General features: G+C 51.1%; 14 protein-coding genes. 8 read left to right on the forward strand and 6 right to left on the reverse strand.

Going from position 1 to position 15,434, the window contains the following annotated elements; all coding sequences use genetic code 11:
• Nucleotides 1-262 precede the first annotated feature (262 nt).
• On the forward strand, nt 263-1,291 hold the full coding sequence (gene pyrC, locus ACFOE0_RS20540; protein ID WP_248934434.1) for a dihydroorotase: 1,029 nt from the start codon (nt 263-265) through the stop codon (nt 1,289-1,291).
• A 690-nt stretch (nt 1,292-1,981) separates the two neighbouring features.
• On the opposite strand, the gene ACFOE0_RS20545 is transcribed toward pyrC, so the two are convergent.
• Nucleotides 1,982-3,073: a metallophosphoesterase gene (locus ACFOE0_RS20545; RefSeq protein ID WP_283106350.1), complete on the reverse strand. Its 1,092-nt coding sequence runs from the start codon at nt 3,071-3,073 to the stop codon at nt 1,982-1,984.
• 181 nt (nt 3,074-3,254) lie between these two features.
• Complete coding sequence (locus tag ACFOE0_RS20550; RefSeq protein WP_248934436.1) at nt 3,255-3,857, reverse strand: TIGR02466 family protein; 603 nt, start codon at nt 3,855-3,857, stop codon at nt 3,255-3,257.
• A 251-nt stretch (nt 3,858-4,108) separates the two neighbouring features.
• Between ACFOE0_RS20550 and ACFOE0_RS20555 the strand changes: the two genes are divergently transcribed.
• Both ACFOE0_RS20555 and sigZ read left to right on the forward strand, forming a co-directional pair.
• Nucleotides 4,109-5,305, forward strand: coding sequence for a dicarboxylate/amino acid:cation symporter (locus tag ACFOE0_RS20555; protein ID WP_248934437.1), 1,197 nt, complete (start codon nt 4,109-4,111; stop codon nt 5,303-5,305).
• Nucleotides 5,306-5,419: 114 nt separating this feature from the next.
• Complete coding sequence (sigZ, locus tag ACFOE0_RS20560; protein WP_248934438.1) at nt 5,420-5,956, forward strand: RNA polymerase sigma factor SigZ; 537 nt, start codon at nt 5,420-5,422, stop codon at nt 5,954-5,956.
• Between the two features lie 24 nt (nt 5,957-5,980).
• Here the strand turns inward: sigZ and ACFOE0_RS20565 are convergent, their stop codons facing one another.
• Together ACFOE0_RS20565 and ettA are read right to left on the reverse strand one after the other, a co-directional pair.
• Entirely contained in the window at nt 5,981-6,286 is a 306-nt protein-coding gene (locus ACFOE0_RS20565) for an antibiotic biosynthesis monooxygenase family protein (protein WP_248934439.1), read from the reverse strand.
• Between the two features lie 213 nt (nt 6,287-6,499).
• Nucleotides 6,500-8,167, reverse strand: a complete 1,668-nt coding sequence (gene ettA, locus ACFOE0_RS20570) for an energy-dependent translational throttle protein EttA (protein ID WP_115135346.1) — start codon at nt 8,165-8,167, stop codon at nt 6,500-6,502.
• 349 nt (nt 8,168-8,516) lie between these two features.
• On the opposite strand from ettA, the gene ACFOE0_RS20575 reads away from it, so the two are divergent.
• Nucleotides 8,517-9,578, forward strand: a complete 1,062-nt coding sequence (locus ACFOE0_RS20575) for a hypothetical protein (RefSeq protein WP_248934440.1) — start codon at nt 8,517-8,519, stop codon at nt 9,576-9,578.
• Between the two features lie 165 nt (nt 9,579-9,743).
• On the opposite strand, the gene ACFOE0_RS20580 is transcribed toward ACFOE0_RS20575, so the two are convergent.
• Entirely contained in the window at nt 9,744-10,958 is a 1,215-nt protein-coding gene (locus tag ACFOE0_RS20580; protein ID WP_248934441.1) for an MFS transporter, read from the reverse strand.
• Nucleotides 10,959-10,966: 8 nt separating this feature from the next.
• Complete coding sequence (locus tag ACFOE0_RS20585; protein WP_248934442.1) at nt 10,967-11,167, reverse strand: hypothetical protein; 201 nt, start codon at nt 11,165-11,167, stop codon at nt 10,967-10,969.
• Nucleotides 11,168-11,596: 429 nt separating this feature from the next.
• Here ACFOE0_RS20585 and glyA point away from each other — a divergent pair, with 429 nt between their 5' ends.
• From glyA to ACFOE0_RS20605, 4 genes are all read left to right on the forward strand, one after another.
• Entirely contained in the window at nt 11,597-12,850 is a 1,254-nt protein-coding gene (glyA, locus tag ACFOE0_RS20590) for a serine hydroxymethyltransferase (RefSeq protein WP_115135343.1), read from the forward strand.
• Between the two features lie 160 nt (nt 12,851-13,010).
• Complete coding sequence (nrdR, locus tag ACFOE0_RS20595) at nt 13,011-13,460, forward strand: transcriptional regulator NrdR (protein WP_115135342.1); 450 nt, start codon at nt 13,011-13,013, stop codon at nt 13,458-13,460.
• Between the two features lie 47 nt (nt 13,461-13,507).
• A complete protein-coding gene (ribD, locus tag ACFOE0_RS20600; RefSeq protein WP_248934443.1) occupies nt 13,508-14,650 on the forward strand; it encodes a bifunctional diaminohydroxyphosphoribosylaminopyrimidine deaminase/5-amino-6-(5-phosphoribosylamino)uracil reductase RibD in 1,143 nt (380 codons plus the stop codon).
• A gap of 57 nt (nt 14,651-14,707) precedes the next feature.
• Nucleotides 14,708-15,364, forward strand: a complete 657-nt coding sequence (locus ACFOE0_RS20605) for a riboflavin synthase (protein WP_248934444.1) — start codon at nt 14,708-14,710, stop codon at nt 15,362-15,364.
• Nucleotides 15,365-15,434 lie beyond the last annotated feature (70 nt).

Below are 15,434 nucleotides of genomic sequence, written 5' to 3' on the forward strand. Positions count from 1 at the left end.
CAAGGTATTACTGGCGTTTGGCCTGAGTTCTTGTCAGGGAGATATAAGCTATCTTCTGAAAATTCGCCTTAGTTTATTGTTACCCTCTGGAAAGCCTGAAAACAGTGCTTTTGTTTAGCTATAAAGCCCTGGTTTTGGTAGTGGAATTGCGAACCGGGTAGATTTTACACAGCTTTGACATGAAATTAACGACGATAGACTTGCCCTTGGGATGTTGGGCACATAAGATCCCTGCCACCCACAAAGATAAAGAATAAGCACTATGACCACTTTGACTCTTACCCGCCCTGATGACTGGCACATTCACCTGCGTGATGGAGCCTCCCTGCCTGATACTGTTCGCGACGCCGGACGTTATATGGGCCGCGCCATTGTAATGCCTAACCTGGTGCCTCCTGTGACCAACACACAACTGGCACTGGAATACTATGAGCGCATCAAGTCTCACACTGAAACCGGTTTTGAGCCGCTGATGGTGCTGTATCTGACTGACAACACTGACCCTGAAGAGATCCGTAAGGCTAAGGCCAGCGGTAAAGTGGTTGCCTGTAAGCTGTATCCGGCCGGCGCCACTACCAACTCTGACTCAGGTGTGACCAATGTCGAGAAGATTTACCCTGTGCTTAAGGTGATGCAGGAAGAGGGTATCTTGCTGCTGGTGCACGGTGAAGTGACTGACTCTGCCATTGATATCTTCGACCGTGAGCGCATCTTTATCGAAAATATTCTGTCTAAAGTGGTGGCGGATTTCCCTGAGTTGAAGATAGTGCTGGAGCATATTACCACCAAGGATGCGGTGGACTTTGTGATGTCAGCTAACGACAACGTGGCGGCTACCATTACCGCTCACCACCTGCTGTACAACCGCAACCATATGCTGGCCGGTGGTATTCGTCCTCACTTTTACTGCCTGCCTATTCTGAAGCGCAATACCCATCAGGACGCTCTGCTGGCTGCGGCTGCCAGCGGCAGCAAGAAGTTCTTCCTGGGTACAGACTCTGCTCCGCACACCAAGGATAAGAAGGAAGCCAGCTGTGGTTGTGCCGGTTCTTACACCGCCCATGCGGCGCTGGAACTGTACGCAGAAGCCTTTGAGTCAGTTAATGCTCTGGACAAGCTGGAAGCCTTTGCCAGCCACAATGGCCCTGACTTCTACGGTCTGCCACGCAACACAGACACTGTGACTCTGGTGAAGGATGAGTGGCAGGTACCTGCGAGCTACCCTATGGCTGATGGCACTGTGGTACCTATCCGCGCCGGTGAAACTATTAGCTGGAAAGTGAAGGTCTAAGCTTTCGTGTTAAATAAAAAAAAAAGCCGCTCATTGAGCGGCTTTTTTGATCCTGCGGGAAAAGCGGTTTTGACCACAAAGGGCTGTGAGGTTATGGGGAACAGCAAAAGCAAAAGCAAAAGCAAAAGCAAAAGCAAAAGCAAAAGCAAAAGCAAAAGCGGATCACCACGAAGGACACAGAGGGCACGAAGAAAAGCAACAGCAGTAATGTCTTAGGTGTTTTCCCCTTCGTGTTCTTCGTGAAGCGAGCAGCGCGAGCGCTTCGTGGCCAAACGCTCTTCTACTGGTAGCTCTGTGGCTGGACTGTTTTTCGAAAAACCAAAGCGGATTACCACGAAGGACACAGAGGACACGAAGAAGGGCAAAAGCTTCACAGGCAAGGGCTTGGGAAATGGTTTTCGTGTTTGCGTCGCTTTTCCTTCGTTTTCTTCGTGAGTGAACGCAGTGAGCGCTTCGTGGCCAAACATTCTTTTGCTGTCAGCGCTGTGGCCTTGTTGTGTTTCTCAAAGCCAAAGTGGATCACCACGAAGAACACAGAGGACACGAAGAAAAGCAAAGGAGCTTACCGCCCTTATTGCCTTACCTTCGTGTTCTTCGTGAGTAAACGCAGTGAGCTCTTCGTGGCTAAATGCTCTTATGCTGTCAGCTTTCTGGTCAGTGGCTTTTATCCTTGTCAGCGTGACTTAAGTTTCAATCCTGGTCGCTGGTCAGGCTGACCTTGCCACCCTGATACAGGCCACGGCTGAGCTTGCCGTCCTCGACCCAAAGAAGTTCACCGGACTCGCCTCTCTTAATGCTGGAGTCAATAGCGATAATCTTGTTGTTGAAACGCCCCAGTACTCTGTCCTGAGAGGTGTGGCCCACCACGATATGGTTAACGCCGAAATGTGCCAGCAGTTGGTCAATCTGCTTTTCATTCAGCATATTTTTCCCTTTGAAATAACCGCGATACCAGGTTGGGCCATTTTTGTAGAACAGGAAGTTGAGCAGCTCTGACTGTTTGATCTCCTGTTTGGGAGTATCTATGTGCTCGCGGTACAGGTTATTGGCCTTACTGATGGTGAGATCTGTCTCCAGCCAGTCAGGGCTGATGCCGCCGTGCATAAACAGCATATCGTTGATTTTCACCAGGGTGTGCTTACTGCGCAGCCACTGTCCCAGCTCGGTTTCTGTGCCATACAGGGCATCATATTTCCTGTCGGTCAGCTCCTCTGTGACCTTGTATCTTGGATGGATATAGCGCAGGTCTCCTTTGAGCACCATCTGCTCATGGTTACCCATCAGCAGGTGCAAACGGCCTCCTGCTTCCTGAGCCTGTTTATCCAGTTGGTATACCAGCCAGAGTACTTCGTTGATTTGTGGACCACGGTCAAACATATCGCCGGTGATCACCAGATGTGCTTTACCCAGCGCCCAGTTGTCATCTTTGTCGATCACGCCCTGATTGCGAAGCAGTGTGTGCATGACATCGTACTGACCGTGGACATCACTGAAGGCGACTATGGTGTCGACACCGGAGAAGCTATCGGCTTCTACCGTGTTTTTCAGTTCATGCAGAGTCGGCTGCGGCAGTTCGCCACAGTTTTCAGGGCGCAGTACTTTGGGAGAATCGATATGGGTTTGCTTGTGTTCGCTATGACAGATCCAGCTGGCATTGTCCGGCTTTCTATCCGGTGCAAACACGTAAGGGCCGTCAGTCACATCATGCTGGCTGGCGAGGGAGGAGCCGGTCAGGGCAGTCGCAAGCAGACCGGAGCTTAGGAATATCAGGGGCAAGGCCATCAGCGCAGGACGGCGGCTAATTTGGCGAAAGGGCACAACATCTTCCTTGTCTTGAGTCTTTGGAGTAAGCCCGGTCTTTGCCGGGTAAAGTGAGCCTATCTTGCCAGCTGGTGAAACTGTATACAATCCGATTGTAATGAAAATGTAATTTATTAAACGAAACGCTATATAGCCCTGTCAGTTAATCCTGAATATACACATTAAAACTCAGGGAGATCCGCACCTTGTCAGAACGGTTTTGCATCACACCATGGGGGACGTGGGAGCGGAACAGCACCAGACGGTTGGGTTTGGGGGCATAGCTGGCTTCAAAGGTTTCCAGTCCCTGTGAAGACTGATAGCCGCTGGCGCCAAAGGCGGGGTGGTAGAACTTGATATCCCCTGACTCGGGCTCAGCTTCCAGGTACAGGCTACCGCTGATAAAGGAGGGACTGGTGGGGTGCATATGGTGGTGTACTTCCTGACTATCGCCGGGGAAGTAGAAGTTCAGCCAACTCTCCCTGATCTCCAGCGCTTTGGCATCCGGATGCAGTTTTTTGATAAAGCCACCGCAGTGTTGAGTCAGCCAGTGATGCAGTTCATCCAGTTGGTATTTGTGCAGTACCTGCCTGTGCTCAAGGTGGCGCGACTGAATATAGCTGCGGGATTTGGCGTCGTCCCGGGAAAGTATTTCTTTGTATTCGGTATCCAGCATTTGCGCTACGCTGGACTGGATCATCCCGGCCTCAGCTTCATTGGCATCATGGTGGTATACAGGGGTAGCAAACCAAAGATCGATTTTCATGGTAACTGTCTGTTTTTATTATTTGTGTTCACCCTAACATGAATAAGTAGTGGATAAGAAGTGTTCAGCTATCTTCCCCTATTTTTCTTAAATCTTCATCCAGTGACGGAGCTTTTGTCACATTTGTAATCCAGTACGCATTTACCGGGCTAATTACAGAGACAGGGCGGCATTATTTTGCGTCTTTTTATGGAAAGATACGTCTAACAGTCCGGTGCCACCTGAGGGCGCCGATTTCCGAGGATATAAGCGTGCAAAGCAACAGATTCAAAGAGTGGGGATTAATCCTCAAATTGTTTGGCGGCATAGTGCTGGGGGCCGGAGTTGGCCTGGTAGCCGATGAAAATGCCATGGCCGTGGTGAGCTCCATTAAATACACCCTGGGCCAGTTTATTTTCTTTATGGTGCCTTTAGTGATTATTGGCTTTATTGCGCCGGCGATTACCCGCCTCAGGCATAATGCCAATCGTATGTTGGGCGCTGCTATCTCCATTGCTTATTTGTCTGCTGTCGGCGCGGCCACTATGGCGTATTTTGCCGGATTGTGGATTATCCCTCATATGTCGGTGCCAACCTCCATTGAGGCATTGCGTCATGTGCCTGAAGCGGTATTCAAGCTGGACATTCCACCTTTGATGTCAGTCATGAGTGCCCTGGTCACCGCCATAGTATTGGGGATTGCTGTGCTGTCCACCAAGGCCAAACAGTTTGAAGCCCTGCTGGGTGAATTTGAATCTATCATGCTGCTGGTGGTTAAAGGCATGGTGATCCCTGTGCTGCCTTTCTTCGTGGCGGCCACTTTTGCGGGATTGGCCTATGAAGGCACATTGACCGAGCAGCTACCGGTATTCCTTAAAGTGGTGGTGCTGGCGATTATCGGCCATGTGATCTGGCTGGCGGTGCTCTATGGCATTGGCGGCGCTCTTTCGCGTAAGAACCCCTGGCAGGTGTTGCGCCATTACGGCCCGGCTTACCTGACGGCGGTGGGCACCATGTCCAGCGCAGCCACTTTACCAGTAGCACTGGAGTGCGCCGGTAAGTCTCCTGTGCTGAGACGAGACACTGTGGATTTTGCTATTCCACTGGGAGCGACCATTCATCTGGCAGGCTCTGTGCTGACCGAAACCTTCTTTGTGATGGTGATTTCCCTGATGCTGTATGGCGCGCTGCCATCTATGGGCACCATGGCGCTGTTTATCCTGCTGTTTGGCATTTTCGCCATTGGTGCGCCGGGTGTGCCGGGAGGGACAGTAATGGCCTCCATGGGCCTGGTGGTTGGTGTGCTTGGCTTTGATGCCACGGGCGTGGCTTTGCTGCTGGCAGTGTTTGCGCTGCAGGACAGTTTTGGTACTGCTACCAATGTGACCGGTGATGGTGCTATTGCTCTGATGTTGGAAGGCCTGTTCCCCGACTCTGACTCTGCATCGACTCAGGTGGACAAAGTATAGTATCGGGCCTGAACCCGAGATTGCTTTAACACCCCGGGGAGTTTGTTCCCCGGGACTTTGCGGCTAAAATTGCCGGTATCTAATCCCAGCAAACGTCAGTCCCCGGATAACACTATGGAACATCACTGGCAGCTCCATAAAGCCAAACTGCGAAGTTATCTTGCCCGTCATCTTAATCATGATGCCGACACAGATGACATTCTGCAGGAGGTCTACATTAAGGCGCATACTCAGTGGCACACCCTGAAATCTCAAACCAGTTTGAGCGCCTGGCTGCATCGCATTGCCTACAACAATTTGATGGACCATTTTCGCCAATCAAAGCCCTGGGATGAGTTACCGGATTCTCTGGAGTCAGCTGTCGCAGACGAAACAGAGATGGCGCACCAGCAATTGTCTGAGTGTTTGCGTCCGCTAATGGAAGAGTTACCGGAGAAATATCGTGTGCCGCTGGAGAAGGCCGATCTGGATGGCAAGAACCAACAACAGGTAGCGGATGAACTCGGATTGTCCCTGTCCGGTGCCAAGAGTCGCGTTCAGCGCGGCCGGGTACTGCTCAAAGAGAAGTTCACTGCCTGTTGTGATATTGAGGTTGGCCGTGGCGGAGTGACTTCATTCAGTCCCAAAAAACCGGGATCTCAACGCTGCTGAAAGCCCGGCTTGATTATTAGGTGGTTAAAGCACAGCCTCGAAACACTCCAGCTTTGGTGGGCCTGCATAGATATCTTTGCGACCTTTACCTGCATTGGCATGGGCCTTACGGAAGGCCTCTGACTTGGTCCAGGCTTCAAATGCCTGTTTCGATTCCCAGATGGCGTGGGAAGAAAACAGGGTAAACTCTTCACTGCTTTCGCCCTGCAGCAGATTAAAGGATTTAAAACCCGGCACGGTTTCCAGATAGCTGTCACGGCCAGCCCAGATATCGATAAAGTCCTGTTCACAGCCGGGCTTAATTTTAAATCGATTCATGGCGATATACATGTCTGCATTCCTTTCTTTAACGGCTGAGCGATAGACGCTCGCGCAGATTCAACCTTTGAGAGGTCACCCTAACTTGTCCTTTCCCTATCGACAAGCCTTTGAAAACAGATGGCTATGATTTCATTTATCGTTTAACTATTAGCTTGTTTCCGAATGAAGCAGGCAATAAAAAAGCCAGTGCTTAGCACTGGCTTTCAGGGGACAAGACTGAGCTTATTTGCTCATACGCTTGTACTTCAGGCGGTGTGGCTCTACCACATCGGTGCCATAGGTGTTCTTCAACCAGGTTGAGTATTCAGTGTAGTTACCTTCGTAGAAGTTCACCTGACCCTCATCACGGTAATCCAGGATGTGGGTACAGATACGGTCGAGGAACCAACGGTCGTGGGAGATCACCATGGCACAGCCAGGGAACTCCAGCAGGGCCTCTTCCAGTGCACGCAGGGTTTCTACGTCCAGGTCGTTGGTCGGTTCGTCGAGCAGCAATACGTTACCGCCAGCCTGCAACAGCTTGGCCAGGTGTACACGGTTACGCTCACCACCAGACAGTTGACCGATAATCTTCTGCTGATCGCCACCACGGAAGTTAAAGCGACCCACATAGGCACGGCTCGGGATTTCAGTGTTGTTGATACGCATGATGTCCTGACCACCGGAAATCTCTTCCCATACTGTGTTCTTGTCATTCATGGAATCGCGGAACTGTTCAACCGAAGCAATTTGCACCGAATCACCCAGTGAGATTTCACCGCTGTCCGGTTGCTCTGCGCCACTGATCATACGGAACAGCGTCGATTTACCGGCACCGTTGGCGCCGATAATGCCGACGATAGCGCCTTTTGGTACAGAGAAGGACAGATTGTCGATCAGTACGCGGTCGCCATAGGTCTTGGTCAGGTTGTTGACTTCAATGACCTTGTCGCCCAGACGTGGTCCAGGTGGAATGAACAGCTCGTTGGTCTCGTTACGACGCTGGTAATCACTGGTGTTCAGCTCTTCGAAGCGGGCCATGCGGGCCTTACCTTTTGACTGACGACCCTTGGCACCCTGACGTACCCACTCCAGTTCTTTGGCAATGGTCTTTTGACGGGCGCTTTCGGCGGCAGATTCCTGCTGCAGACGGGCGTCTTTCTGCTCCAGCCAGGAGGAGTAGTTACCTTCCCATGGGATACCTTCACCACGGTCCAGTTCCAGAATCCAGCCTGCGGCATTATCCAGGAAGTAACGGTCGTGGGTAATTGCCACAACCGTACCTGAATATTCCTGCAGGAAGTGCTCAAGCCAGGCTACAGACTCGGCGTCCAGGTGGTTGGTCGGTTCGTCCAGCAGCAGCATGTCTGGTTTTTCCAGCAGCAGGCGACAGATAGCGACACGACGGCGCTCACCACCAGACAGCACCTCAATTTTGGCATCCCATTCAGGCAGACGCAGAGCATTGGCCGCGCGCTCCAGAATGTTGTCCAGGTTATGGGCATCCTGAGATTGAATGATTGCTTCCAGTTCACCCTGCTCTTTGGCCAGGGCGTCGAAGTCGGCATCTGGCTCAGCATATGCGGCGTAAACTTCGTCCAGACGGGTCAGCGCGTTTTTGGCCTCAGACACTGCTTCTTCGATGGCTTCACGAACGGTTTGCTCAGGATCCAGTTTTGGCTCCTGTGGCAGGTAACCGATCTTGATGCCTGGCATAGGACGGGCTTCACCCTCAATTTCGGTGTCGATACCGGCCATAATGCGCAGCAGGGTAGATTTACCTGAGCCGTTCAGACCCAAAACACCAATCTTGGCGCCCGGGAAGAAGCTTAACGAAATATCTTTGAGGATCTGCTTTTTGGGGGGAACGATTTTCCCTACCCTCAGCATGCTGTAAACAAACTGAGCCATGGTTAATTCCTGTGTTCAAAATTGGCCGCAGTTTACTAAATTGCAGCATTTACTGCCAGAGAGTAGCGTGGTGTTACTACTCATGGATGATGAAAAAACATTCGCTATTCATTGCTTTGTTGGAGGATTGAACAAGTTGAGGGATAGCTCTTTTTGTTCCTGGTATTTACACCCCGGATTCTACTATCAACAGTATAGTAGGTTGAATGGGACGGTTCGGTTTGGTGACATGAGTTGCTGGTACTACAACAAATACATATAGACTGGTTCGAAAATCCTCCAGTTGTCTGATAGTGTCTTATTGGCGTTGGTAACGGATTGATCGCTTTTCCATATTGAGGAAGATGAGATGATTTTCTTGAGACAGTTTCTAAACGTTATAATCGTTTTGTTAATTTGTGCCCCATGGGAACGAACAGAAGCGTTTCAGCTTGATTTAGATAGCAAATTGAAATCAGAAAATGGTGCGTGGTATTTCAATGATAGTAAGTTTATTAGTGGTAAAGGAGTTCCGGTTCATGAATCATTGATTCTGAAATCCGTTCTGGCCGCGAATCTTCCTCAACTGAACGATGAGGAAAAAGTAAACTTAATAGAAGATCTAGTTATAGGTGTCCGCTGGAATGATGACCCTCTTCAAATGTTTCGCCAGGACATTTTAGGGGGCGCCTTAACGTTCAAGCATTCTTGTAAAAAAGATATTGCAGAAAAAGTGGATTCAGAATGGGATTTGCACTACAGAACACATTGCGGAGACATGCAGTTTTTACATGCTATGGCCAGTAGTGAATCAGAGGTAGCAGCAGATACATACAAAAAAATGATTGCTTGGATGGAGTATTCGTATCGGGTGGCGACGGGCTCATTACATGGGGATCTTTACTTCAAAGGCGTTCATTACCGGATGACGGGAGAAAATGCAAAAATATTTAAATCGATAATGCTTGAGGGAAATCCTAAAAGGAAAATGTGGAGAGCGGACGGACTATTTAGTTTGAAATGTAAAAGGCGCTCAGATTTAAAATGTGAACAAATTCCATTTAGCCAAGAAACAACACGCAATATTGCTTTGGGTTCATTACTTCATGTATTGCAAGATTCATTCTCAAGGTCACATACAGCAAGGAACTCTTCGGGGGAGTTGCTATATTTTGGTTTTTATAATGATCAACGACAAATTCTTCATAATGCTCTTGATAGGGAATATGTCCCACCAACCGAAATTGAGTTGATAAATATATCCGCGAAGATTATTGAGGCAGTAGTTAATGATAGATATAGAGATTACCCATTTGACAAAGTTATAAGAACAGAGCTGGACAGCTGGGGAGAGGTTTCGAAGGAAGTTATAGTGCCCGCATTACGGCCTGTGCGTATGGAGTCCAAGGCTACCGATTTAGGATTGATGTAACACTCAAATTTTAGTTATGGACGTAAGGAATTGCCCACGGCTCAAACTCTTCTTCGATACTTGATTTTGTAAAACATCATCAGTTAAGACCTCTTTAGCCAAGCGGGCTGCAACTCTTCAGTAGCAGCCCGCTTTAGTACAGTACCTTTAAGATATCGTCTCGCGTTAAGCGACAGCAAGCTGATTACGCTCAATCGGCTTATCGTTAATTGGCAGGTGCAGAATACCTGCGATAAAGGCCAGTACCACAGTGGCATACCAGATGGCATCGTAGGAGCCGGTAATGTCGTACAGGCGGCCACCGGCCCAGGCACCCAGGAAACTGCCGACCTGGTGGGTGAAAAACACCAGACCGTATAGGGTCGACAGATAACGGGCACCGAAGATTTGGCGAACCAGGCCTGAGGTCAAGGGCACAGTGCCCAGCCAGCAAAAACCTATGGCAGCGCCGAATATGGCGGCGGTATCAACGGTGACAGGCAGCATCACAAAGGCACCGATAACGGCTGTACGCATCATATACAGAGCGCACATCACGTGGCGTTTGTTGAATTTGTCACCCATTACGCCCCAGAAGTAGGAACCGAAGATGTTGAAGATACCCACATAAGCCAGAGCCATGGCAGCGCTGGAGGCTGGCAGGTGTTTATCTGCCAGATAAGAAGGCAGGTGGGTGGCAATGAACATCACATGGAAGCCACACACAAAGAAGCCAGCATGGATCAGCCAGTAGCCTTTGTGATGGAAGGCTTCACTCAGCGCTTGCTTCAATGTCTGTTCCGGTACTGGAGTCGTTTGATTCTGGCCGTCTGGCTTTGCTGCTGTGTTCATAAACAGACCGAAGGCAGCCATGACTGAACACAGAGCGGCAAATACCATCATGGCCTGCTGCCAGCCAAAATCACTCAGCAGATACTGAGCGCCGGGGATCACCGCAAACATGCCGAAAGAGCCTGCTGCCGTTGTCAGGCCAAATGCCTTGGCAGCATGTTCGGCAGGCACGACCTTGGCCACGGCACCAAGAATAATGACATAGCTGGTGGCACTCAGGCCCAGGCCTACCAAGGCACCCAGTGAGAACAGCAGTACACCTGGCTCGGTGGCGACTGAGGTCAGGTACAGACCCAGACCATAGGCAATGGCACCACCAATGACCACGCGTCTGGCACCAAAGCGGTCGGCAGCCATTCCCACAAAGGGTTGAAACACACCGAACAACAGGTTCTGCAGCGCAATGGCAAAGCTGAAGAACTCGCGGCCAGTGCCGAAAAACTCGGAAACCGGCATCATGAAAATGCCGAATGATTGTCTAATCCCCAGACAGATGATCAATATCCCTATCCCCAACCAAACCAGCAGGGGGAAGCGGAAAATACTCATAGAAAAACTCAGTGATGGTGGTGGGCAGAGTCGCCCTGATGGGTGTTTTGTTCGCCGGTTGAATGCTGACCGCCCTGATGGCAACCGGCCTGTGTGGCATGACTGGCCAGCAGCTCAATCAAGCCTGGCGTGAGGTGTACTACCAGCAAGGTGGCAGTCAGCAGCAGTGTCATTCGACATAGCTGGGCACGCAGGGATTGGGAGAACATAAACAATGCCTAATGTAATAAAAGCCGCGCAGTTTACTGGGCCGATCACAGTTTCTCCAATAACAAATTGTCCTTGCCCCTATGCCTCAGGTGCATAGTGTGAAGGTATTCGTGATTTGGAACTGGCTCCAAAGGGAATTTGGCACAAAGACGGCAGGTAAACTGAATGGCGACAATGCACGTAGCAAGATAAGGGGCAGGAATTGAGTTTACGTTTTGCCGAACAAGTCAGGCTGTTCACGTCAAAGCCTTGTGCGAAAAGGGATTGTCGTTTGCAGGTTGTGTGAAATAGCGACGATGAACGGATTTCTATACAGCCTTGCAACATTTTCAGGATGACTGGACTGTGATTGTGATCAATCGCGGAGTAGAATACCGCGCAACCCTACGATTAAGAATAAGTTTATTAATTTAACAGCCGGAGTGACCATGCTGACTAAAGACATGAACATCGCGGATTACGATCCCGACCTGTTTGCGGCGATTGAGGATGAGACCCGTCGTCAGGAAGAGCACATTGAACTTATCGCCTCCGAGAACTACACCAGTCCTCGCGTAATGCAGGCGCAGGGTTCTCAGCTGACCAATAAGTACGCCGAAGGTTATCCGGGTAAGCGCTATTATGGTGGTTGCGAGTATGTCGACAAAGTAGAAACCCTGGCTATCGAGCGCGCTAAAGAGCTGTTTGGTGCTGTGTATGCCAACGTGCAGCCACACTCAGGTTCTCAGGCTAACCAGGCCGTCTATATGACTCTGCTGAAGCCTGGTGACAAGGTGCTGGGCATGAACCTGGCACACGGTGGTCACCTGACTCACGGCTCACCGGTTAACTTCTCCGGCAAGCTGTATGACATCATTCCTTATGGTATCGATGAAGCGGGCAAGATTGATTACAACGAGCTGGAAACTCTGGCCGTTGAGCACCAGCCAAAGATGATTATCGGTGGCTTCTCTGCCTACTCAGGCGTGGTTGATTGGGCCCGTATGCGTGAAATCGCAGACAAAGTGGGTGCTTACCTGTTTGTAGATATGGCTCACGTAGCGGGTCTGATTGCAGCCGGTGTATACCCGGACCCACTGCCACACGCTCATGTAGTAACCTCTACCACTCACAAGACGCTGGCCGGTCCTCGTGGCGGCATCATCCTGTCTGCCCATAACGACGAAGATCTGCACAAGAAGCTGAACTCTGCCGTATTCCCGGGTGGTCAGGGCGGTCCTTTGATGCATGTTATCGCCGGTAAAGCGGTGGCCTTCAAAGAAGCACTGGAGCCAGAGTTCAAGGTATATCAGGCGCAGGTTGTGGCTAACGCCAAAGCTATGGTGGAAGTGTTCCTGGAGCGTGGCTACAAGATCGTTTCCGGTGGTACCGAAAACCACCTGATGCTGGTGGACCTGATCGACAAAGATATCACGGGTAAAGAAGCTGACGCTGCCCTGGGCCGCGCCAACATTACAGTGAACAAGAACTCAGTGCCAAACGACCCTCGTTCTCCGTTCGTGACTTCCGGTATCCGTATCGGTACGCCTGCCATCACCCGTCGTGGCTTTAAGGAAGATGAAGCCAGGTTGCTGACCGGTTGGATCTGTGACGTGCTGGATGATGTGAACAACGAAGGCAACATTGAGAAGGTGAAGCAGCAGGTTCTTGAGCTGTGTGCCAAATTCCCTGTGTATGCCTGAATCCTGAATTGATGCTGATGGATTGAGTAATTTACCCAGATATGAGGTAGCTCAGCTTTTTCCATTGGTGTAAATAGGATAGACTTTGATGGCCGCCGGCAGCTTGACTGCCCGGCGGCCATTTTGATCTATATCCAGTTAAGGCTCTGCCGGAGGCACAATGCACTGTCCGTTTTGCAACGCAACCGATACCAAGGTTATCGACTCACGTTTGGTGGGTGAGGGCCATCAGGTCCGGCGTCGCCGTGAATGCACAGAGTGCCACGAAAGATTTACCACCTTCGAAGGTGCTGAACTGGTGATGCCACGTGTGATTAAGCAAGATGGCAGTCGTCAGCCCTTTGATGAAGAGAAGCTGCGTGGCGGTATGCTCAGAGCGGTAGAGAAACGCCCTGTGTCCATGGATCAGATTGAGCAGTCGCTCAGTAAGATTAAGTCCATGGTGCGTGCAACAGGTGAACGTGAAATTCCGTCTGAGTTGATTGGTAACCTGATGATGGAGCAGTTGATGCACCTGGATAAGGTTGCCTATATTCGATTTGCGTCGGTATACCGCGCATTTGAAGATGTTTCCGAGTTTGGTGAAGCGATCGCCAAACTGCAAAAGTGATTGAATGCCGGGCTTCACAGCCCGGTTTTACTACCCGGGTACTTCCCATGTGGTCTGCTCAAGATATTCAAATGATGGCCCGCGCCATCCAGCTCGCCAAACGTGGCCGCTTTACCACGGCACCCAACCCCAACGTGGGCTGCGTGCTGACCGTCAACGATGAAATCGTCGGTGAAGGCTTTCATATTCAGGCCGGTGGTCCCCACGCCGAAGTGCATGCCTTGCGCATGGCCGGTGATAAGTCCCGGGGCGCAACTGCCTATGTGACTCTGGAACCCTGCAGTCATTACGGCCGCACACCTCCCTGTGCCAAAGGCTTGATTGAAGCCGGTGTCGCCAGAGTCGTGGTTGCCATGACAGATCCCAACCCTCAGGTCGCCGGTCGCGGCATCAATATGCTTAAAGATGCCGGTATTGAGGTGCAGACAGGTCTGCTGGAAGTGGATGCTCGTGCCTTGAATCCGGGCTTTCTGACCCGTATGGAAACCGGCTTACCCTTTGTGACTGTGAAAGTCGCGGCCAGCCTTGATGGTAAAACCGCACTGTCCAACGGCGTCTCCAAGTGGATTACCGGTCCCCAGGCCCGTGCGGATGTGCAGCGCCTGCGTGCCCGTCACCCGGCACTGGTTACCGGCATTGAAACCATTCTGGCTGACAATCCCACTCTGAATGTGCGCTTTGATGAGCTGGGCTCTGTGGTCGCTGAGACAGGCGTGCTGGATGAGTCCAATGTGCAGCAACCCTTGCGTGTGGTGCTGGACTCGAGTGCCAGACTGACAGCTGAACAGGCGTCGAACCTGTTTGGTTTTGCCTCGCCCATACTGCTGGTGTCGACTCTGGCATACAGTGATGCGCAATTGGCCGCTTTTCCTGAGCATGTTGAAACTCTGGTGCTTGCCGCCAAAGATGGCCGTGTTGATTTGGCCGCCTTGCTGGCTGAGCTGGGTAAACGGGTGAATGCCGTGCTGGTGGAAGCGGGTGCGACCCTGGCTGGGGCATTTGTTGCGGCTGATTTGGTTGATGAGCTGGTTTTGTACCAGGCGCCAAAATTGCTCGGCAGTCACGGTCGTAACATGTTGGTCTTGCCCGACTGGCAAACCATGGATAGCATTCCTGCCATGACATTGTGTGACGAGCGCAAGATTGGCAGCGACAGACGTTATATCTTCAGTCTGCGCCGCGCAGATTAACCGACAGAATTTCCAACTCAGAGGCTTAATGCGTCTGAGGTTACAGAGTGAGTAACTATGTTTACCGGCATTATTGAAGCAGTAGGGACGATTCGTCAGATCCAGCGTCGGGGCGATGATATTCGTCTGACCGTCGCCAGTGGCAAACTGGATTTGGCCGATGTAAAGCTGGGTGACAGTATTGCCACCAATGGTGTGTGCCTGACGGTAGTTGAGCGTCTGGCCGATGGTTATGTGGCCGACGTGTCAGCTGAAACTGTGGCTCTGACCGGCTTTAACCGTTATCAGGTGGGCACTAAGGTGAACCTGGAAAAGGCGGTGACCCCAACCACGCGTCTGGGCGGGCATATGGTGTCAGGTCATGTGGATGGTATTGCTACCGTCGCTGAACGCAGCAACCGCGGCGCCGCTATTGAATTCTGGCTGGAAGCGCCAGCTGAGCTGGCCCGCTATATCGCCCACAAGGGGTCCATCACTATTGATGGCGTGAGTCTGACCACCAACGAAGTGGATGGCAATCGCTTCCGTCTGACGATTGTGCCCCATACCGCGGCGGAAACCACACTGCTGGATATGCATGCCGGTACTCAGGTCAATATTGAAGTGGATCTGGTCGCCCGTTATCTGGAACGGCTTATCAGCTTTAAAGACGATGACAAATCTGCTGGCGGCGTCACCATGGAGCTGCTGGCCCGCGCTGGTTTTATGCGTTAATCGACAGTATTTGAGTCAAATCTTTCTACAATGCTGGGAGTGTTTCCTTCCAGTCAAAGCAAAATAAAGG

The organism is Shewanella submarina (assembly GCF_042646185.1).
Lineage (GTDB): Bacteria > Pseudomonadota > Gammaproteobacteria > Enterobacterales > Shewanellaceae > Shewanella > Shewanella corallii.

Coding starts and splice junctions, on each gene's coding strand:
- pyrC (WP_248934434.1), top strand. CDS start 263: ATGACCACTTTGACTCTTACCCGCCCTGATGACTGGCACATTCACCTG.
- ACFOE0_RS20545 (WP_283106350.1), bottom strand. CDS start 3,073: ATGGCCTTGCCCCTGATATTCCTAAGCTCCGGTCTGCTTGCGACTGCC.
- ACFOE0_RS20550 (WP_248934436.1), bottom strand. CDS start 3,857: ATGAAAATCGATCTTTGGTTTGCTACCCCTGTATACCACCATGATGCC.
- sigZ (WP_248934438.1), top strand. CDS start 5,420: ATGGAACATCACTGGCAGCTCCATAAAGCCAAACTGCGAAGTTATCTT.
- ACFOE0_RS20565 (WP_248934439.1), bottom strand. CDS start 6,286: ATGTATATCGCCATGAATCGATTTAAAATTAAGCCCGGCTGTGAACAG.
- ettA (WP_115135346.1), bottom strand. CDS start 8,167: ATGGCTCAGTTTGTTTACAGCATGCTGAGGGTAGGGAAAATCGTTCCC.
- ACFOE0_RS20575 (WP_248934440.1), top strand. CDS start 8,517: ATGATTTTCTTGAGACAGTTTCTAAACGTTATAATCGTTTTGTTAATT.
- ACFOE0_RS20580 (WP_248934441.1), bottom strand. CDS start 10,958: ATGAGTATTTTCCGCTTCCCCCTGCTGGTTTGGTTGGGGATAGGGATA.
- ACFOE0_RS20585 (WP_248934442.1), bottom strand. CDS start 11,167: ATGTTCTCCCAATCCCTGCGTGCCCAGCTATGTCGAATGACACTGCTG.
- glyA (WP_115135343.1), top strand. CDS start 11,597: ATGCTGACTAAAGACATGAACATCGCGGATTACGATCCCGACCTGTTT.
- nrdR (WP_115135342.1), top strand. CDS start 13,011: ATGCACTGTCCGTTTTGCAACGCAACCGATACCAAGGTTATCGACTCA.
- ribD (WP_248934443.1), top strand. CDS start 13,508: ATGTGGTCTGCTCAAGATATTCAAATGATGGCCCGCGCCATCCAGCTC.
- ACFOE0_RS20605 (WP_248934444.1), top strand. CDS start 14,708: ATGTTTACCGGCATTATTGAAGCAGTAGGGACGATTCGTCAGATCCAG.